Annotated in this window: 15 protein-coding genes; 7 read left to right on the forward strand and 8 right to left on the reverse strand. The window is 69.7% G+C overall.

Annotated features, from left to right (window positions below; all coding sequences use genetic code 11):
• The first annotated feature begins 461 nt into the window (after positions 1–461).
• The 5 genes from ACE3P2_RS17530 (at position 462) to hflX (ending at position 7,217) form a co-directional block, all read left to right on the forward strand.
• Complete coding sequence (locus tag ACE3P2_RS17530) at positions 462–998, forward strand: DUF2058 domain-containing protein (protein WP_374266835.1); 537 nt, start codon at positions 462–464, stop codon at positions 996–998.
• Between the two features lie 49 nt (positions 999–1,047).
• Positions 1,048–2,514, forward strand: coding sequence for a diguanylate cyclase (locus ACE3P2_RS17535; protein WP_374266837.1), 1,467 nt, complete (start codon positions 1,048–1,050; stop codon positions 2,512–2,514).
• A 197-nt stretch (positions 2,515–2,711) separates the two neighbouring features.
• Complete coding sequence (locus ACE3P2_RS17540; RefSeq protein ID WP_374266839.1) at positions 2,712–5,351, forward strand: ATP-binding protein; 2,640 nt, start codon at positions 2,712–2,714, stop codon at positions 5,349–5,351.
• Between the two features lie 128 nt (positions 5,352–5,479).
• Positions 5,480–5,707, forward strand: coding sequence for a hypothetical protein (locus tag ACE3P2_RS17545; RefSeq protein ID WP_374266841.1), 228 nt, complete (start codon positions 5,480–5,482; stop codon positions 5,705–5,707).
• Between the two features lie 205 nt (positions 5,708–5,912).
• Complete coding sequence (gene hflX, locus ACE3P2_RS17550) at positions 5,913–7,217, forward strand: GTPase HflX (RefSeq protein WP_374266843.1); 1,305 nt, start codon at positions 5,913–5,915, stop codon at positions 7,215–7,217.
• A 17-nt stretch (positions 7,218–7,234) separates the two neighbouring features.
• Here hflX and ACE3P2_RS17555 read toward each other — a convergent pair whose 3' ends face one another.
• The 6 genes from ACE3P2_RS17555 to ACE3P2_RS17580 form a co-directional block, all read right to left on the reverse strand.
• Positions 7,235–7,408 (reverse strand): hypothetical protein, encoded by a 174-nt coding sequence (locus ACE3P2_RS17555; protein ID WP_374266845.1) that lies wholly within the window; start codon positions 7,406–7,408, stop codon positions 7,235–7,237.
• A gap of 827 nt (positions 7,409–8,235) precedes the next feature.
• Positions 8,236–9,132, reverse strand: coding sequence for a radical SAM protein (locus ACE3P2_RS17560; RefSeq protein ID WP_374266847.1), 897 nt, complete (start codon positions 9,130–9,132; stop codon positions 8,236–8,238).
• A gap of 9 nt (positions 9,133–9,141) precedes the next feature.
• The gene (locus ACE3P2_RS17565) at positions 9,142–10,305 is read right to left on the reverse strand and encodes an MFS transporter (RefSeq protein ID WP_374266849.1); all 1,164 of its coding nucleotides are present in this window, start codon (positions 10,303–10,305) and stop codon (positions 9,142–9,144) included.
• Between the two features lie 75 nt (positions 10,306–10,380).
• Positions 10,381–11,229 (reverse strand): archaetidylserine decarboxylase, encoded by an 849-nt coding sequence (asd, locus tag ACE3P2_RS17570; protein ID WP_374266851.1) that lies wholly within the window; start codon positions 11,227–11,229, stop codon positions 10,381–10,383.
• A 47-nt stretch (positions 11,230–11,276) separates the two neighbouring features.
• Positions 11,277–11,480: a heavy-metal-associated domain-containing protein gene (locus tag ACE3P2_RS17575; protein WP_374266853.1), complete on the reverse strand. Its 204-nt coding sequence runs from the start codon at positions 11,478–11,480 to the stop codon at positions 11,277–11,279.
• A 23-nt stretch (positions 11,481–11,503) separates the two neighbouring features.
• Positions 11,504–11,956, reverse strand: a complete 453-nt coding sequence (locus tag ACE3P2_RS17580; protein WP_374266855.1) for a PACE efflux transporter — start codon at positions 11,954–11,956, stop codon at positions 11,504–11,506.
• Positions 11,957–12,062: 106 nt separating this feature from the next.
• Here ACE3P2_RS17580 and ACE3P2_RS17585 point away from each other — a divergent pair, with 106 nt between their 5' ends.
• Together ACE3P2_RS17585 and ACE3P2_RS17590 are read left to right on the forward strand one after the other, a co-directional pair.
• Positions 12,063–12,605: a DOMON-like domain-containing protein gene (locus tag ACE3P2_RS17585; RefSeq protein WP_374266857.1), complete on the forward strand. Its 543-nt coding sequence runs from the start codon at positions 12,063–12,065 to the stop codon at positions 12,603–12,605.
• A complete protein-coding gene (locus ACE3P2_RS17590) occupies positions 12,602–13,813 on the forward strand; it encodes an exo-beta-N-acetylmuramidase NamZ domain-containing protein (protein WP_374266858.1) in 1,212 nt (403 codons plus the stop codon). Before ACE3P2_RS17585 ends, ACE3P2_RS17590 begins: the two co-directional genes overlap by 4 nt.
• 79 nt (positions 13,814–13,892) lie before the next feature.
• On the opposite strand, the gene fliW is transcribed toward ACE3P2_RS17590, so the two are convergent.
• Both fliW and ACE3P2_RS17600 read right to left on the reverse strand, forming a co-directional pair.
• Positions 13,893–14,321, reverse strand: coding sequence for a flagellar assembly protein FliW (gene fliW, locus ACE3P2_RS17595; protein ID WP_374266859.1), 429 nt, complete (start codon positions 14,319–14,321; stop codon positions 13,893–13,895).
• Between the two features lie 212 nt (positions 14,322–14,533).
• A complete protein-coding gene (locus ACE3P2_RS17600; protein ID WP_374266861.1) occupies positions 14,534–16,102 on the reverse strand; it encodes a DEAD/DEAH box helicase in 1,569 nt (522 codons plus the stop codon).
• Positions 16,103–16,332 lie beyond the last annotated feature (230 nt).

Genomic DNA, 16,332 nt, shown 5'->3' on the forward strand with positions numbered 1-16,332 from the left:
CATGGGGGGCACGGCGGCCGGCTTGCCCGTCGGGGCGGGCGCGACGCCGGCGGGTTTCGCCGGCACGCCGGGCGCCTGGGCGAACACGACCGGCGCGGTCAGGGCGAGGGCGGTCGCGATGGCCAGGGGGCGCAGCGACAGCGGGGAAAGCGGGGCGGATTTCATGGGCAGGACTCCGGGAATGCGGTCTGGCCGCCGGCGACGACGGCCCGCGGCGAACCCGGGGAGCATAGCATCCACGCCGCCGGCCACCCGTGACGGGCTTGGTGGACGCGGCATCGACGCGGGCGGCCTCCGCCGAGCGCCGTCACGACCACCCGCCGCGTCGGCGGTGATGTCGCGGCTGGCGCGGGCACGCCGCCCCGCGCGGCGGTCAGGACGCATACAATCGGTGCCCGTCCCCGAGCAATCCCCGGGCGACCCGGTCGGGTCGTCCGTTTTTCCCCGATGGAGTCGTACAGATGGCGTCGTTGCAGGAACAGTTCTTGAAAGCCGGCCTGGTGGACAAGAAGAAGGCCAAACAGGTCAGCCACGAGAAGAGCAACCAGAAGAAGGCCGATCGCCGCGCCGGCACCGAGCAGGTGGACGCGGCGCGCCTGGCGGCCGTCGAGGCGCAGCGCCAGAACGCCGAGCGGGCCCGCGAACTGAACGCCCGCCGCGACGCCACGGCGGCCCAGAAGGCGATTGCCGCGCAGATCGCCCAGATGATCCAGCAGAACCGCCAGAGCAAGGGCAATGGCGACATCGCCTATAACTTCACTCACGACAACAAGATCAAGCGCATCCACGTCTCGGCCGCCGTCCAGGCCCACATCGCCGCCGAGCACCTGGTGATCGTCTGCGCCGGCGAGTCCGTCGAGCTGGTGCCGCGGGTGATCGCCGACAAGATCGCCGAGCGCGATCCGGCGATGGTGGTGCGGGTCAAGAAGTGCAGTGCCGAGCTGGATCCGGACGATCCGTACGCCGACTTCAAGGTGCCGGACGATCTGATGTGGTGAGCCGACGCGCGGCCCCCACGCGCGTGCCACCACGCCTGTCCGCCCTGCCATGAGCGACGCGTCGTCCCACGCCCGCCTGTCCCGTTCCTTCGCCACCCTTGGCGCGGCCATCGTGTTCCTGGTCGTGCTGGGCGGCTGGCTGGCGTACGACTTCTGGCGCGAGCGGGCGCGCACGATGGCCGACATGAGCCAGGTGGCGGTGCGCCAGAGCCAGCTGGTCGCCAGCCTGTTCGGCGACACCTTCCTGGCCGCCGATTACGTGCTGCGCGACATCCTCGGCCATGTGGCCGGCGATTACCCGCGAGGTGTCGCACCGGCCGGGTTGACCGCGCTGCTCGAGGCCAAGCTGAGCACCGTGCCGGCCCTGACCGATCTGGTGCTGCTCGACGCCGACTGCGTCTTCGTCGCCGTCGGCAGCCGCGACACGCACCTGGTGGGCACCCGCAGCCGCCAGCGTTTCTGCGCCCTCGCGCAACATCCGCCCGGCCAGCGCCTGCACATCCAGTACATGCCCGCCGACCGTTCGGCCAATGGCAAGCCCGTGGTGCTGATGTCGCGCATCGTCAGCTCCCCGGCGGGGCGCATGGAGGGCGCGGCCATGGCGGTGGTGGCGCTCGACTACGCCCAGCAGTGGATCGAGGCCGTCCGCGTGGCCGAGCACGACGTGCAGACCATCCTCGACAGCGACGGCATCGTGCTGGCCCGCAATCCGCCGCTGCCGGACATCCAGGGCACGCGCACCGCGCCGCCGCCGGACCAGCCCCCGCTCGACCGCCTGACCGGGAGCAGCACCTTCACGGCGCCCTCGCCGCTGGACGGCCGGCGGCGGATCGTCGGCCTGACCCGGCTGGAGCGTTTCCCGTTCATCGCGGTGGTCGGCATCGACGAGGCGCGCGCCCTCGAAGGCTGGCGGCAGCGCGCCTGGCAGTTCGGCCTGGCCTACGCGGTGCTGGTCGCGCTGTCGGTGGCCCTGCTGCGGGCGCATCGGCGTGCCGTGCGCCAGAGCGCCGAGATGTATCACATGGCCACCACCGACGCGCTGACCGGCATCGCCAACCGGCGCCAGCTCCTCGCGCTGAGCGAGCAGGAGACCCGCCGCGCGCTGCGCTACGACAAGCCGCTGGCGGTGCTGATGATCGACATCGACAACTTCAAGGGGATCAACGACCGCTGGGGCCACCTCGGTGGCGACCGGGTGATCCGCCACATCGCCGACCGGATGCGCGACGTCCTGCGCACCGTGGACATCTGCGGCCGCCTGGGCGGCGAGGAGTTCACCGTGATCCTGCCCGAGACCGACCTGCACGGGGGCATTGCGCTGGCCGAACGGCTGCGCCAGGCCATCGCGGCGTCGGACGGCGTGCGGGCCGACGACGGGCAGGTCGTGCGCCATACCGCGAGCATCGGCGTGGCGGTGCTCGCGGTGGACGACATGCACTTCGATGCCGTGCTGCAACGCGCCGACCAGGCCCTCTACCGCGCCAAGGAAGGCGGACGCAACCGCACCGCGACCTGAGCCCGGGCGCCGGCGGCGCATTGCGGCTAAATGTTTCCTCCGCCTTACCGTAAAGCCTGACGCCGGCGTGGCCCGTAGGGGCAGGCCCGGCCCGAAGCAACAGGACAGGACTCACAGGTGGACATCAAGTGCTAAGCAGCCTTTCATGGCAATCCCTGCGTACGCGGCTGATCGCGGGGGCGTTGTGCGCGTCCGTGATGTCCTTGTGGATCGTCACCTTCGTGATCGGCAAATACCTGCGCAGCGACATGGAGGCGGCGATTTCCGCGCAGCAGTATTCGACGGTATCGCTGATCGCCTCGGAGATCGACCGCTCGGTGACCGAGCGCACCGCGATCCTCGACAGCCTGGCCCTGCGTCTGGGCGACGCCGGGCGCCTGACGGCCGACGGGGTGCAGGCGGTGCTGGCGTCGCAATCCGGCCTCGATCCGATGTTCAACTGGGGCGTGATGGTGGTGGACGCCGACGGGCTCGCCATTGCCAGCGTGCCCGCCGCCCTCGACCGCAACGGTACGCGCTACGGCGATCTGGCCTTCTTCCGGACGATGAAGGCCACGGGCCGTCCGGTGATCGCCGAGCCGATGATCGGACGTCGCACCGGTGAGCCGGTCATCACCATCGCGGTGCCCATCCTCACCCCCGACGGGCGCATGATCGGCAGCGTCTTCGGCGTCACCAACCTGCGCCGACACAACTTCCTCGATCAGATCAGCGACGCCAAGTACGGGCGCACCGGCGATTTCCTGATCACCGACGCCAAGGCGCGCATCTGCATCGCCTCGTCCGACCGGCGCCGGGTGATGAAGGCCGGGCCGCCGACGGGCGTCAATCCGGTCTACGACCGCTACATGGCGGGGCACGAAGGCTCCGGCGTCGCGGTCAGTTCGCGCGGGGTCGAGGAGCTTTCGTCGTCGGTCCGGATCGGCGCCACGGGCTGGCTGATGCAGTCGGTGCTGCCCACCGAGGAAGCCTTCCTGGTGGTGCGCCAGATGCAGCATCGCCTGATCCTGGCGGCGGGGCTGCTGACGGTGTTCGCGGCGCTGATCGCCTGGTGGTGGGTCCGTCACCAGCTACGGCCGCTCGAACGCTCGGCCGAGCTGCTCGACCAGATGCGCCAGGGCACGCGTCCGCGCGCCGCGCTGCCGGTCGAGCGCGAGGACGAGATCGGCCAGCTCGCCAATGCCTTCAACGGGCTGCTCCAGTCCATCGTCGACCAGGAGACGCTGCTCGCCCGGGTGGCCGCCACCGAACAGGTGCGCAAGATCCTCTCCCACGTGCCCGGCATGGTCTTCCAGTACTTCCAGTACCCCGACGGCACCGGGGCCTTCCCGTTCGCCAGCGACGCGGTGCGGGAGCTCTACGGGGTCAGCCCCGAAGCGCTGGAGTCGGACGCCACGCGCATCCGCGAACTGGTGGTGCCCGAGGATTACACGCGCTTCTTCGATTCCCTGCGCCGCTCGGCCACCGACATGGAGCGCTGGCTGGTGGACTACCGCATCCGCCGGGCCGACGGCTCCCAGCGCTGGCTGCACGTGGACGCCATGCCCGAGATGGATGGCGAGCGCATCGTCTGGTACGGCTTCGTCACCGACGTGACGGCGACCAAGGCCCTCGAGCACGAGCTGGAAGGCTACCGCACCCATCTGGAAGAACTCGTCCGCGAGCGCACCGAGCAGCTCGAGGTGGCCCGCAACGCCGCCGAGGCCGCCAACGTGGCCAAGAGCACCTTCCTCGCCAACATGAGCCACGAGATCCGCACGCCGCTCAACGCCATCTCGGGCATGGCCTACCTCATGCACCGCTCGGGCGTCGCCCCGGCGCAGGCCGACCGCCTGCACAAGATCGAAGCCGCCAGCCATCACCTGCTCGAGATCATCGACTCGATCCTCGACCTCTCCAAGATCGAGGCCGGCAAGCTCACCCTGAGCGCCGAGCCGCTGCAGATTGCCGCCCTGCTCGCCAACGTCATGTCGATCATGAACGACCGTGCCGCCGACAAGGGCATCGCGCTCGTCACGGCGGTGCCCGACGCGCTGCCCTGGGTGCTCGGCGACGCCACCCGCCTGCAGCAGGCGGTGCTCAACTACGTGGGCAACGCGATCAAATTCACCGAGCGGGGCAGCGTCACCCTGGCCGCGCGCATCGATGCCGACGAAGGCGAGCACCTGCGGGTACGCTTCGAGGTCCGCGACACCGGCATCGGCATCGCCCCCGCCGCCCAGGACAAGATCTTCAACGCCTTCGAGCAGGCCGACAGCTCCACCACCCGCGAATACGGCGGCACCGGCCTCGGCCTGGCGATCACCCGGCGCCTGGCCGAGCTGATGGGCGGCAGCGTCGGCGTGGTCAGCACGCCGGGCGTCGGCAGCACCTTCTGGTTCACCGCCCGCCTCGAAAAATGCAGCCACCCCGTCGGCGCCGACGCCCACGGCGAACGCGGCGACGCCGAAGCCGAGCTGACCGCGCTGGCCGCCGGCAAGACCGTGCTGCTGGTCGAGGACGAGCCGGTCAATCAGCTCGTCGCCGAGGAACTGCTCGGCTCCACCGGACTCGTCATCGACACCGCCGACGACGGTGAGGAGGCCGTCGAGAAGGCCACGCGCACCGCCTACGACCTGATCCTGATGGACATGCAGATGCCGCGCATGGACGGCCTCACCGCCACCCGCCGGATTCGCGCCATCCCCGGCCGCGAGCGCGTGCCGATTCTGGCGATGACCGCCAACGTCTTCAGCGAAGACCGCGCCAACTGCCTCGACGCCGGCATGAACGACTTCGTGCCCAAGCCCGTGGTGCCCGAACTGCTCTACGCCACCCTGTTGCGCTGGCTGCGCTGAGGCGTCGCCTTCCGACAACGCTATCGGAATCCGCCGACACTCCCAGTCCGGCCGGCGCGGGAAGATGACGACCAGCGCGACACCCCAAGCGGACGCGCCCGACAAACTCACCCGCCCTGGAGCCACCCATGAAACAACTGCTCATTTCCGCCGCCATTGCTGCCTTCGCCGTCTCTGCCCACGCCGCCGACACCGTCGACAACACCCGCGCAGCCGCCAGCCAGTCCGCCAAGGCCGCCGAGAGCGCGGTCAAGAGCCAGACCGCCGACACCAAGGTCGAGCGCATCGTGCACAAGCACAAGGCCCAGTACCACAAGAGCCGCGCCAAGGCCGCGGCCAAGGCCGCCGTGGAGTAAGCCCCGCCTGGCAGCACCGCATATCTGCAGCAATCCTCCTGATGCGTCTCCCGTTTGGGCCCGCCCCTCCCGGCGCGGGCCCTTTTTCTGTCCGACGCGGCGGGAGGAAGCCTTTCCAGTTAGCTGGCGATCGAACTTAGCGGCGGCCACCGGGCTGACGACGGGTACACTGCGCCTTTGCCCATTCGAGCGCCGCTCCCGCCGCATGCATACCGAAGCCCGCGACACCCCCATTTACGCCGTCATCGCCGCCGTCCAGCTGCCCAACGTCCCCGACTTCGAATTCGACGCCTCCCTTGCCGAGCTGCGCGAACTCGCCAAGACCCTCGGCCTGCAGGTCGTCCACAACTTCGTCCAGAAACGCGCCACGTTCGACACCGCGGCCTACCTGGGGGCCGGCAAGCGCCAGGAGGTCCGCGACTACGTGGCCGGCGACGACGGCCGCCCCATCGAGATCGTGCTGGTGGACCACGAGCTGTCCCCCTCCCAGGCGCGCAACCTCGAGGTCGAAGTGGGCTGCGAGGTGATGGACCGCACCATGGTCATCCTCGAGATCTTCCACCGCAACGCCCGCTCCCGCGCGGCCAAGGCCCAGGTGGAGATCGCCCGGCTCGGCTACATGGCCCCGCGCCTGCGCGAGCTGGCCAAGCTGGCCGGATCGCAGGGGCGCCAGCGGGGCGGCGGTGGCGGGCGCGGCTCGGGCGAATCGCTCACCGAACTCGACCGCCGCAAGATCCGCGACCGCATCGCCGAACTCCAGCAGGACATCGTCGCGATGGACGCCGAGCGCAAGACCCAGCGCGCCCGCCGCCAGGGGGGGCGCGGCCTCGCCAGCGTCGCGCTGGTGGGCTACACCAACGCCGGCAAATCCACGCTGATGCGCGCCCTCACCGGCAGCGAGGTGCTGGTGGCCAACAAGCTCTTCGCGACCCTCGACACCACCGTCCGCGTCCTCTACCCCGAAAGCGTGCCCCGCGTACTGGTGAGCGACACCGTCGGCTTCATCAAAAATTTGCCCCACGGCCTCGTCGCGTCCTTCAAATCCACCCTCGACGAAGCGCTGGAGGCCGAGCTGCTGCTCCACGTGATCGACGCCAGCGACCCCGGCTTCGAGCGCCAGCTCGAGGTGACCGACAGCGTGCTCGCCGAGATCGGCGCCGACGCGGTGCCGCGCCTGCGCGTGTTCAACAAGATCGACCACGTCGGCGACGCCGCGGCCCAGGCCGACTACACCGCCGCGCTACAGGCTCGCTACCCCGGCTGCATCGTCATGAGCGCCCGCCGCCCCGACGACGTGGCCCGCCTCCACGGCCTCATCGTCGCCTTCTTCCAGCGCGATCTGGTCGAAGCCGAGCTCTTCCTCCCCTGGTCCGCCCAGCACCTGCGCCAGGCGGTGTTTGCCAACTGCCAGGTGCTCGAAGAGCGCGCCGACGAAGCCGGCGCCTTCTTCAAGGTGCGCACCGAGGCCGATGCGCTGGAGAAGCTGCGAGCGCAGATCGGCGAGGGCTGAGGGGCGCGCCGGCGTTTTCAGATAATAGAAATGTTGAACGGTACGCTGGCATCCAGATCGCGCTTGCCCTGGTGGGGCACGTACATGAAATGCGTCCCGGGCTCCCAGCCCGGGAAGAGCCGCGGCAGCAAGCCGTCGAGCAATGCCTTCATCGAGGGCGCTTCGAGCAGGAAGATGAGGCGCTCCGCCATCCGTTGAGACCCTCGAAGAGACCTTGTTTCCAAAGATAACCGGGCAGATCGCCTGCGTCGAACAATGCCCGCAGCTTGTCCGAGTCGCAGGCCCGGGTGATCGTCGTAAAGCCATCCACCTTGCGCAGACAATAAATCTCGTCCAGCGACAGCGCGTTGAGGAAGTCCGGCGAATGGGAAGGTCGTCACCAGGGGAAGACTGTCGCCCCGGCTGGCCAGCTCCTTGTAGCCGCCGCGCTTGGAGACGGCCCTGCCGACGACCTTGGCCGTGTGCGGCGCGTCGTCATCGATGAGGCCGGTGGCGGTTTCGGGTGAGGGAACAGCCCCCGAGGGTGGGCCGGGGGCAAGCGAGGCTTACCACAAGCCGAGGTCGGGTGGCGGGCGGCCGACCTTGATGAACGCTCACCCGAGTTTGATGAAACCCGAGCCGATCTCGATGAAATCCAACCCCCCGAGGGGGTGCCGCCGACCCCCGGAGGGGGTAAACGCTCATCGACTTCGACGCTCGCCAAGCCGACTTCGCCTCGCGGCCAACCGCCGTCGCCTGAAAATGAGGCGGGGGGTGGGTGACGCAGCCCCCCTCAGGGGGGCGCAGCGAGGGTCGATGGGGGTAAGCGGAAGCCGACGTCGATGACCGATCACCCGGCGTCGGGTGTTGCGAAGGGCGTGTCTCAGGCCGCGTCGCTAGGTCGTGCAGGAAAACCAGCCCCGTCAGACGTGCGATGTCGAGGCGTTCCAACGATCGCCCTGCAGCCTCATCAAGCGCGCGACGAATTGCTCGGCAGGTGCAAAGTACTTCGAATGTGGCGCTGGTGCTTTTCGGCGGCTTACAAGCCTCGCGCCCACGCCGGGCGCAGGTGGGCGCCGCCGGGTTCGGCAATGGCTTGTCGCACCTGGGCGAGCAGGCGTTCTTTGTCGGCGCCCAGTGTGCCTTTGAGCACCAGCCAGTTGCTGGCGTGATCGGACCGGAACACCGTGCGGCGCAGCTCCAGCTGGCTGAGGAAGCGTTCCATCTCGTGGAAGAGGCCCGACTGGTCCAGCGGCGCCCATTCAGGGAAGCCGGAGCGAAAGCGCGCCTCGCCCGTGGGGAAGCTCACCACCAGCGTGGAGAGGTACTCCGGCTGGGTGGCGTTGGCGAGGCGGGCGGAGTGGTCGGCGTGCTGGGCGGAATACACCTGCCCGCCCAGGCCGTTGAGGATCATCACCGAGCGGGTGATGCCGGCCTCGCCGAGCTTGTCGAGGGCGCTGCGGGTGGAGTCGAAGGTCTCGCCCTTATTCACCTTGGCCAGCACCGTGTCGTCGCCGGATTCGGCGCCGAGATAAACCATCGCCAGCCCGGCGGCGCGGAGCTGGGCGAGCTCTTCCACGGTCTTCTTTTTGAGGTTGCGCGCCAGGCAGTAGCTGGAGACGCGATGCACGGCGGGCATGTGCGCGCGGATGGCGTCGAGGATGGCCAGCAGGCGCCGGGTGGGCAGCACCAGCGCGTCGCCGTCGGCCAGGAAGACGCGGCGGAGCTGGTCGCCGTAAAGCTGGCCGGTGCGGCGGATGCTCTCCAGCACCTCGTCCTCGGCGCGGGCGCGGAAGGCTTTCTGGGGCGCGGTGTACATCTCGCAGAAGGTGCACTGATTCCAGGAGCAGCCGTCGGTGACGGGCAGGATCAGCGATTGCGCCTCGGAGGGCGGGCGGAAGACGGGTTCGACGTAGCGGATGGGAATGGCGGTCATGGGCCGATTTTACGGCTTGGCGGCGCCGGGCTTCCACAGCGGCCACAGGGCCACGAGGCCGAGCAGCGGGCCGGGCAGCAGGATCCACGCCACCTGCTCGTGAAGCGCCGGCCACAGGCGGGTGGTGAGGGCGATGGAGCCCATGGTGATGGCAAAGCCGATGGCGTTCTGGAAGGCCAGCGCGCTGCCGACGATCTCCGGCGGGCAGGCGCGGGCCGAGAGCGCCGAGAAGTGCGGCGAATCCGCCACCACACTGGCGCCCCACACCAGCATCACCGCGCCCAGCAGCCATTCCGGGCTGCCTGCGAGCAGCGGGTAGATCGCGCAGCACAGGGCCGAGACGCCCATCGCGATGGCCGCGACCCGGGCGCTGCCGATGCGTCGGCTGAGGAAGCCCCCCGCCACGCAGCCGATGGCGCCGATGCCGATCACCGCGAAGGAGGGGCCGGACACCGCGCCCTGGGTGACCTGCCCCACCAGCAGCGGCACGAGGGTCCAGAAGGCGTAGAGCTCCCATTGGTGGCCGAAGTAGCCGCCGGCGGGCGCGCGCAGGCGCGGCTCGCAGAAGGCGAGGAGGACGCGCCCCAGGCGCAGCGGCGGCGCGCCGGGCTTGCGCACCAGATGCGGGCCGTCGCCCAGCAGGGTGATGAGGCCGGCGGCCAGCACCGCCAGGCCCGACGACACCAGCACCGTGGCCTGCCAGCCCCAGCCGGTGTCGAGAAAGCGCACCCCGTGGGGCAGCGCGGTGCCGAGGGTGAGCATCCCCACCAGCCACGCCAGCGCCGCGCCGGCCTGCTGGGGCACCCAGCTCACCACCAGCTTCATGCCCAGGGGGTAGACCCCGGCGAGCGCCAGCCCCACGCAAAAGCGCAGCGGTAGCGCGGCGCCGAGGCCGTCGGCCAAGAGCGCGAAGGCGGCGTTGGCCAGCGCGCCGAGGATCGCGCAGACCGCGAAGATGCGGCTCGCCGCAAAGCGGTCGGCGAGGCCGGAGAGGGAGAAGCCCAGGGTGCCGGCGATGAAGCCGAGCTGCACTGCGTTGGTGAGCTGGCCCAGATCGGACGGCTGCAGCTGCCAGGCGCGCATGAGATCGGCGCCGGCGCTGTTGGCCGAGAACCACAGGGAGGTGCCGAAGAGCTGGGCGATGACGATCGGGGGCAGCGCGGGCAGGCGCATCGTGGGGTCTCCTCCGGGTGTCGGGCTCGGGCCCGATCTGGTGCCGGTTGTGGGGGCGAGCGGGGCCCGCGGGGGTCAGACGCGGCGGCCCATGGCCTCGCCCATGCGGATCGCGCGGGTGGGCGCCCACTCGGGGTTGAAGCCGAGGCGGCCCTTGGGGAAGAGCATGACGACCGTGGAGCCGAGCAGGAAGCGGCCCATCTCGTCGCCCTTTTTAAGGGTGACCTGGCCGGGGGCGTAGTCCCATTCCTTGATGACGCCGGGGCGCGGCGGGTTGATCTGGCCGTGCCACACGGTGGCCATGCTGCCGACGATGGTGGCGCCCACCAGCACCAGCACGAAGGGGCCGGTTTCGTCGTTCTCGAAGACGCACACCACGCGCTCGTTGCGGGCGAACAGGCCGGGCACGCCGCGGGCGGTGGTGGGATTGACCGAGAACAGCGCGCCGGGGATGTAGATCATCCGCGTGAGGCGGCCGTCGCAGGGCATGTGGATGCGGTGGTAGTCCCGCGGGCTGAGGTACAGCGTGGCGAACTCGCCGTCGTGGAACCACAGGGCGAGATCCCGATCGCCGCCGAGCAGCGCGGTGGTGGAGTAGCGGTGGCCCTTGGCCTGGAAGATCTGGTCGCGCTCGATGCGGCCGAACTGGCTGATCGCGCCATCCACCGGGCAGAGGTAGTCGGCATTGGCCAGCGGGCGGGCGCCGGGCTTGAGGGGGCGGGTGAAGAACTCGTTGAAGCTCGGGTAACTGGCGATGTCCGGGTTGGCGGCTTCGGCCATGTTCACCCCGTAGCGCCCGACGAACCAGCGGATCACGCCGGTGGTGAGCCCGCCGGCCCGGGCGCCGGCGAGTTTGCCGGCCAGCACGGTGAGCGCCTGTTTGGGGATCAGGTATTGGGGTAATACTTTCAGGCGATCGGACACGGCGGCTTCCAGGCGGGGGTGAGGCCGCCGATTATAGCCGCCCGCCCTTATTTCGTCGGAAAGCCCGCGTCCTCGATGGCGGCGCGGATGTCGCCTTCCGACACCATCGGGCTGTGTTCGATGGTCGCCTCGCCGCTGGCGAGGGAAACGTCCACGTAGCCGATGCAGGGCAGGTCCTGGATGGCGTTCATGACGGTGCGCAGGCAGTCGTCGGACTGCATGCCGGTGATGACGAGGGTGGTGGTGGGCATGGCGGGGCCTCGTGGGGGGGCGGTCAGGGGTTGGCGGGGTCGGCGATCGGGAACAGGCGGTCGTAGCCGAGGTTGAAGACGAAGGCGTAGGCCACGTAGGCGGCGGCGAGGCCCAGGTCGGCGACGAGGGCGGCGAGCCAGTCCATGCCGGTCCACCAGACGATGACCGGCAGGCTCATCAGCAGCACGCCGAGCTCGAAGCCGGTGGCGTGGAGCACACGCAGGCGCCACGGGCGGCGGTCGGCGGGGCGGCCGGTGAGGCGGCCTTCGAACCAGTCGAAGGCGGTGTTGTAGACGCCGTTCCAGACCGCGGCGATCAGCGCGAGCATGGCCAGCAGGGCCACGGAAGGCATCAGCGCCTCGCCCGAGAGCCACACGAAGGGTGGCGTGATGAGGACGAGGCCGCCGATCTCGAACAGGGCGATCTGGCGCAGGCGGTCGGGCAGGCTGCGCAGGCGGGGTGTGGCGGCGGACATTGCAGGCAGGCTTACAAACGGAGAGGGTTATCCAGTTTATCGTGCCCGGCGAGACGGGCTACACTGCGGGCCGCTGTCACGCCGCCCGGCTCTGCCATAGATTCCCATGACCGAGACAAAGTTCGCCCTGCTGTGCCACCCGGCCACGCCCGACCCGGCGGTGGACGGCATCGCGGTGTGCCTGCGCCGGGCCGAGACCGGGCTCGCCGTGGCCTACCGCCTCGACGGCCGGCTCGCTGCCCTGCGCGTGCCGGCGCCGGGCGAGCCCCTGCCGGTCGAGCGGCTGTGGGCCTTCACCTGCTTCGAGCTGTTCGTGGCGGGGGCGGAGGAGGCCGCCTACCGGGAGTTCAACTTCTCGCCCAGCGGGCAGTGGATGCGCTTCGATTTCGCGGGCTACCGCCAGCGCGTCCCGTCGCCCGACGGCCCGGCGCCGCGGATCGACGTGCGGCAGGATGCCGGCGGCCTGGAACTGACCGCCCGTCTGCCCCTCGAACTGCTGCCGTCGGGCGCGCTGCGCCTCGGTCTCACGGCCGTGGTCGAGCACGCCGACGGCGGCCACCGCTACTGGGCGTTGAGCCATCCCGCCGCCCAGCCCGATTTCCACCACCGCGACGGCTTTGCCGTCGCCTTGAAAGCTGCGACCCCATGATTCGATTCGGTCTCGACCGCCTGCTCGCCGACCCGGCGCTGCGCCAGCCCCTCGCCGGCAAGCGGGTGGCGCTGCTGGCCCACCCGGCCTCCGTCACCCGCGACCTGACCCATTCCCTCGACGCCCTGGCGGCGCTGCGCGACGTGCACATCACCGCCGCCTTCGGCCCCCAGCATGGCCTGCGCGGCGACAAGCAGGACAACATGATCGAGTCGCCGGACTACTTCGATCCCCTGCACGGCATTCCGGTGTTCAGCCTGTACGGCGAGGTGCGCCGCCCCACGGCGACGATGCTCGACCGCTTCGACGTGCTGCTGGTCGATCTGCAGGATCTAGGCTGCCGCATCTACACCTTCATCACCACGCTGCGCTACGTCCTCGAAGCGGCCGCCAAGTACAACAAGGCGGTGTGGGTGCTGGATCGCCCCAATCCGGTGGGGCGCCCGGTGGAGGGCACGCTGCTGCAACCCGGCTGGGAGAGCTTCGTCGGCGCCGGCCCGCTGCCGATGCGCCACGGCATGACGATGGGCGAGCTGGCGAAGTGGTTCGTCGCCACCCTCAAGCTCGACGTGGCGTGCGAGGTCATCACGATGGAAGGCTGGCAGCCCGACGCCGCCCCGGGCCACGGCTGGCCGGGCAGCGAGCGCAGCTGGGTGAATCCCAGCCCCAACGCGCCCAACCTGTCGATGGCGCGCGCCTACGCCGGCACGGTGATGCTGGAGGGCACGACGCTCTCCGAAGGGCGGGGCACCACCCGTCCGCTGGAGCTGTTCGGCGCCCCCGACATCGACGCCCGCCAGGTCATCGCCCACATGCAGGCCATCGCCCCGAAGTGGCTGGCGGGCTGCCGGCTGCGCGACTGCTGGTTCGAGCCCACCTTTCACAAACACGCCGGCAAGCTGTGCAACGGCGTGCAGATCCACGTGGAAGACCCGACCCACTACGACCACGCGGCCTTCCGCCCGTGGCGACTGCAGGCGCTGGCCTTAAAGGCGATCCGGCGCATTCGCGCCGACTACCCGCTGTGGCGCGATTTTCCCTACGAATACGAGCACGACCGCCTGGCGATCGATCTCATCAACGGTTCGGAAATCCTGCGCGAGTGGGTGGACGACAGCAATGCCCGCCCCGGCGATCTCGACGCCCTGGCCCAGGCCGACGAGCGGGAGTGGGAGGAAACCCGGCGGCCCTTCCTGCTCTATCCCTGAGCCGCCTTGCGCGCATAAAAAACGGCGTTCCCTCGGGAGCGCCGTTTTTTTGGGGCCTTGGCGGCCGATCGGGCAAGGTTCAGGCCACGGCCTTGAGGGTGACGCTGGTGTCCACCTTGCCGATGATCTTCTGCAGGCCGCGGCGGGTGGTGGTGTTCACCACCAGCGGGGCCATCACGTTGGCGTGGATCGGTGCGCTGGCGTCGTTGCGGCTGACGATCAGGAGCACGCTGGCATCGTCGGCGCTGGCGAGATCGAGGGTGGCCACCTCGGTGTCGGTGAGCCCGAACTCGTAGTTGAGGCCCAGCACGTCGGGCGTGGTGACGGTGAAGGCCACCTGCGGATCGTCGAGACACTGGAGCACGAAGAGCTTCGGCGAATCGCTGTCGGCGCTGTGCACGAGGGTGAACTGGCGGCAGGCCTCGAAGCCGGGCAGGCCAGCCTGGAAGGTGATGACGCGGTCGGCCGAGACTTCCATTTCGCCGACGACGGGACTGGTGATCTTCATGGTTTCCCCCTTGAGTGAGCGTGGGCAGGAGCGGACGTCCGCCCTCCGGATGCTTACCCCCATCATAGTCAGCGGGCGCCGCGGGCAAGCTCGGGAAGAGAGGGGTTTTTTGACGGCTTTCCTGCCGATGCGCATGGCGTGTCGGCCTGGTGGGCACCCAATGAAAAAGGACGCCCGGAGGCGTCCTTTCGTGTCACGCGGGCGCGTGTCGATCAGCGGTCGCGGTTGAAGGTGCGACCGGTGCGGGGCTTGCCGGCTTGATCGCCGTCGCGTCCGCGATGGCCGCCGAAGCCGCCCGGGGTGTGCTGGTTGGCGCTGCGCTTGGCCACGTGGGGGAACTCGGTGCGATGCTCGGGTTGACGCGGGCGGTCGCCAAACTCGCCGCGACGGTTGTCGCCGAAGTCGCGGCCGCCCTCGTTGCGACCGGCCCAGGGGCTGGCCGGACGGCTGTCGTCGCGACGCTCGTTGCGGTCGAAGCGGCCGCCGCCGAAACCGCCGGCGGGCTTGTCGCCGAAGCGGGCACCACCGTGGCCGGCGGACGGGCGCTTGTCGCCGAAGCGACCACCGCCGTTGCCGAAGCTGCGACCGCCGTCACGGCGCGGGCCACCGCCGCCAGGACGGCGGTCGTCGGCCGGCATGGTGCTGCGCGGCTCCAGACCCGGCAGGGTGTGCACGGCCAGGGGCTGACGGGTGTAGCGTTCGATGGCGCGCAGCAGGCGCACGTCGCGGCGTTCAGCCAGGCTGATCGCGATGCCCGACGAACCACCGCGGCCGGTGCGGCCGATGCGGTGCACGTAGTCGGCGGCAACCTTCGGCAGGTCGTAGTTGATGACGTGGCTGATGGTGCGCACGTCGATGCCGCGGGCGGCAACGTCGGTGGCGATCAGCACGCGCAGGTGGCCGCGGCGGAGCTGGTCGAGGGTGCGGGTGCGCATGCGCTGGTTCATGTCGCCGTGCAGGGCGGCAACCGAGTGGCCCATGGACTCGAGGTTGAGCGTGAGGGCGTCGGCGTCGCGCTTGGTGGCGGTGAACACGATGGCCTGGTCCACCGCGGTGTCGCGCAGCAGGCCGTCGAGCAGACGGTTCTTGTGGCCGATGTCGTCGGCAACCAGCAGGCGCTGTTCGATGTTCTCGTGGCGGGTCTGGGCGGAGGCGATCTCGATGCGCTCCGGGTCCTTCAGCAGGCGCTGCATCATGCGGGCGACCTGGCCGTCGAGGGTGGCCGAGAAGAACAGGGTCTGGCGGCTGGCCGGCAGCTTGGCGCAGATGGCTTCGATGTCGTCCACGAAGCCCATGTCGAGCATGCGGTCGGCTTCGTCGAGGATCAGGATCTCGAGGCGGGCGAAGTCGATGCGGCCGCTGTTCATCTGGTCCATCAGGCGGCCCGGGGTGGCCACGAGGATTTCATAGGGGCTGGACAGCAGCTTGTTCTGCACCGGGTAGGGCATGCCGCCGACGACGCTGACGGCCTTCGCGTAGCGCAGGTTCTTGCCGTAGCGCTTGGTGGCGTCGGTGACCTGGACGGCCAGTTCGCGGGTCGGGGTGAGCACCAGCACGCGGGGGCCGCGGGCCTTGATGGTCGGCTCGGTGGTCAGGCGCTCGAGGGACGGCAGCATGAAGGCGGCGGTCTTGCCGGAGCCGGTCTGGCTCGACACGACGAGATCCTTGCCGGCGAGGGCGGCAGGGATGGCCGCTTGCTGAACGGAGGTGGGGTCGGTGTAGCCGGCTTCGTTGACGGCTTTGACGATGTTCTCGGACAGGCCGAGGCTGGCGAAATCCATGTTCGCTTCCTTATCTTGTACTGCGGATGCGGTGCCCGCGAAGAAAAAATGGCAACGCGCCGCGGCGCAGGGCTGCGCGCGGCAATCAGGCTGCCTGACTGGCATATCGGCACTAACCGATCGGGGCAACCTCGCGTCGAGTACGGGAGATATAGAAGGTCAGGGACGATGTGACTCGGTGCGAACCGCTTTGCACCGGATCGCGCACTATAGCGATAATGAAGTGGCGG

Source organism: Zoogloea sp. (genome assembly GCF_041911615.1).
Classification (GTDB): Bacteria; Pseudomonadota; Gammaproteobacteria; order Burkholderiales; family Rhodocyclaceae; genus Zoogloea.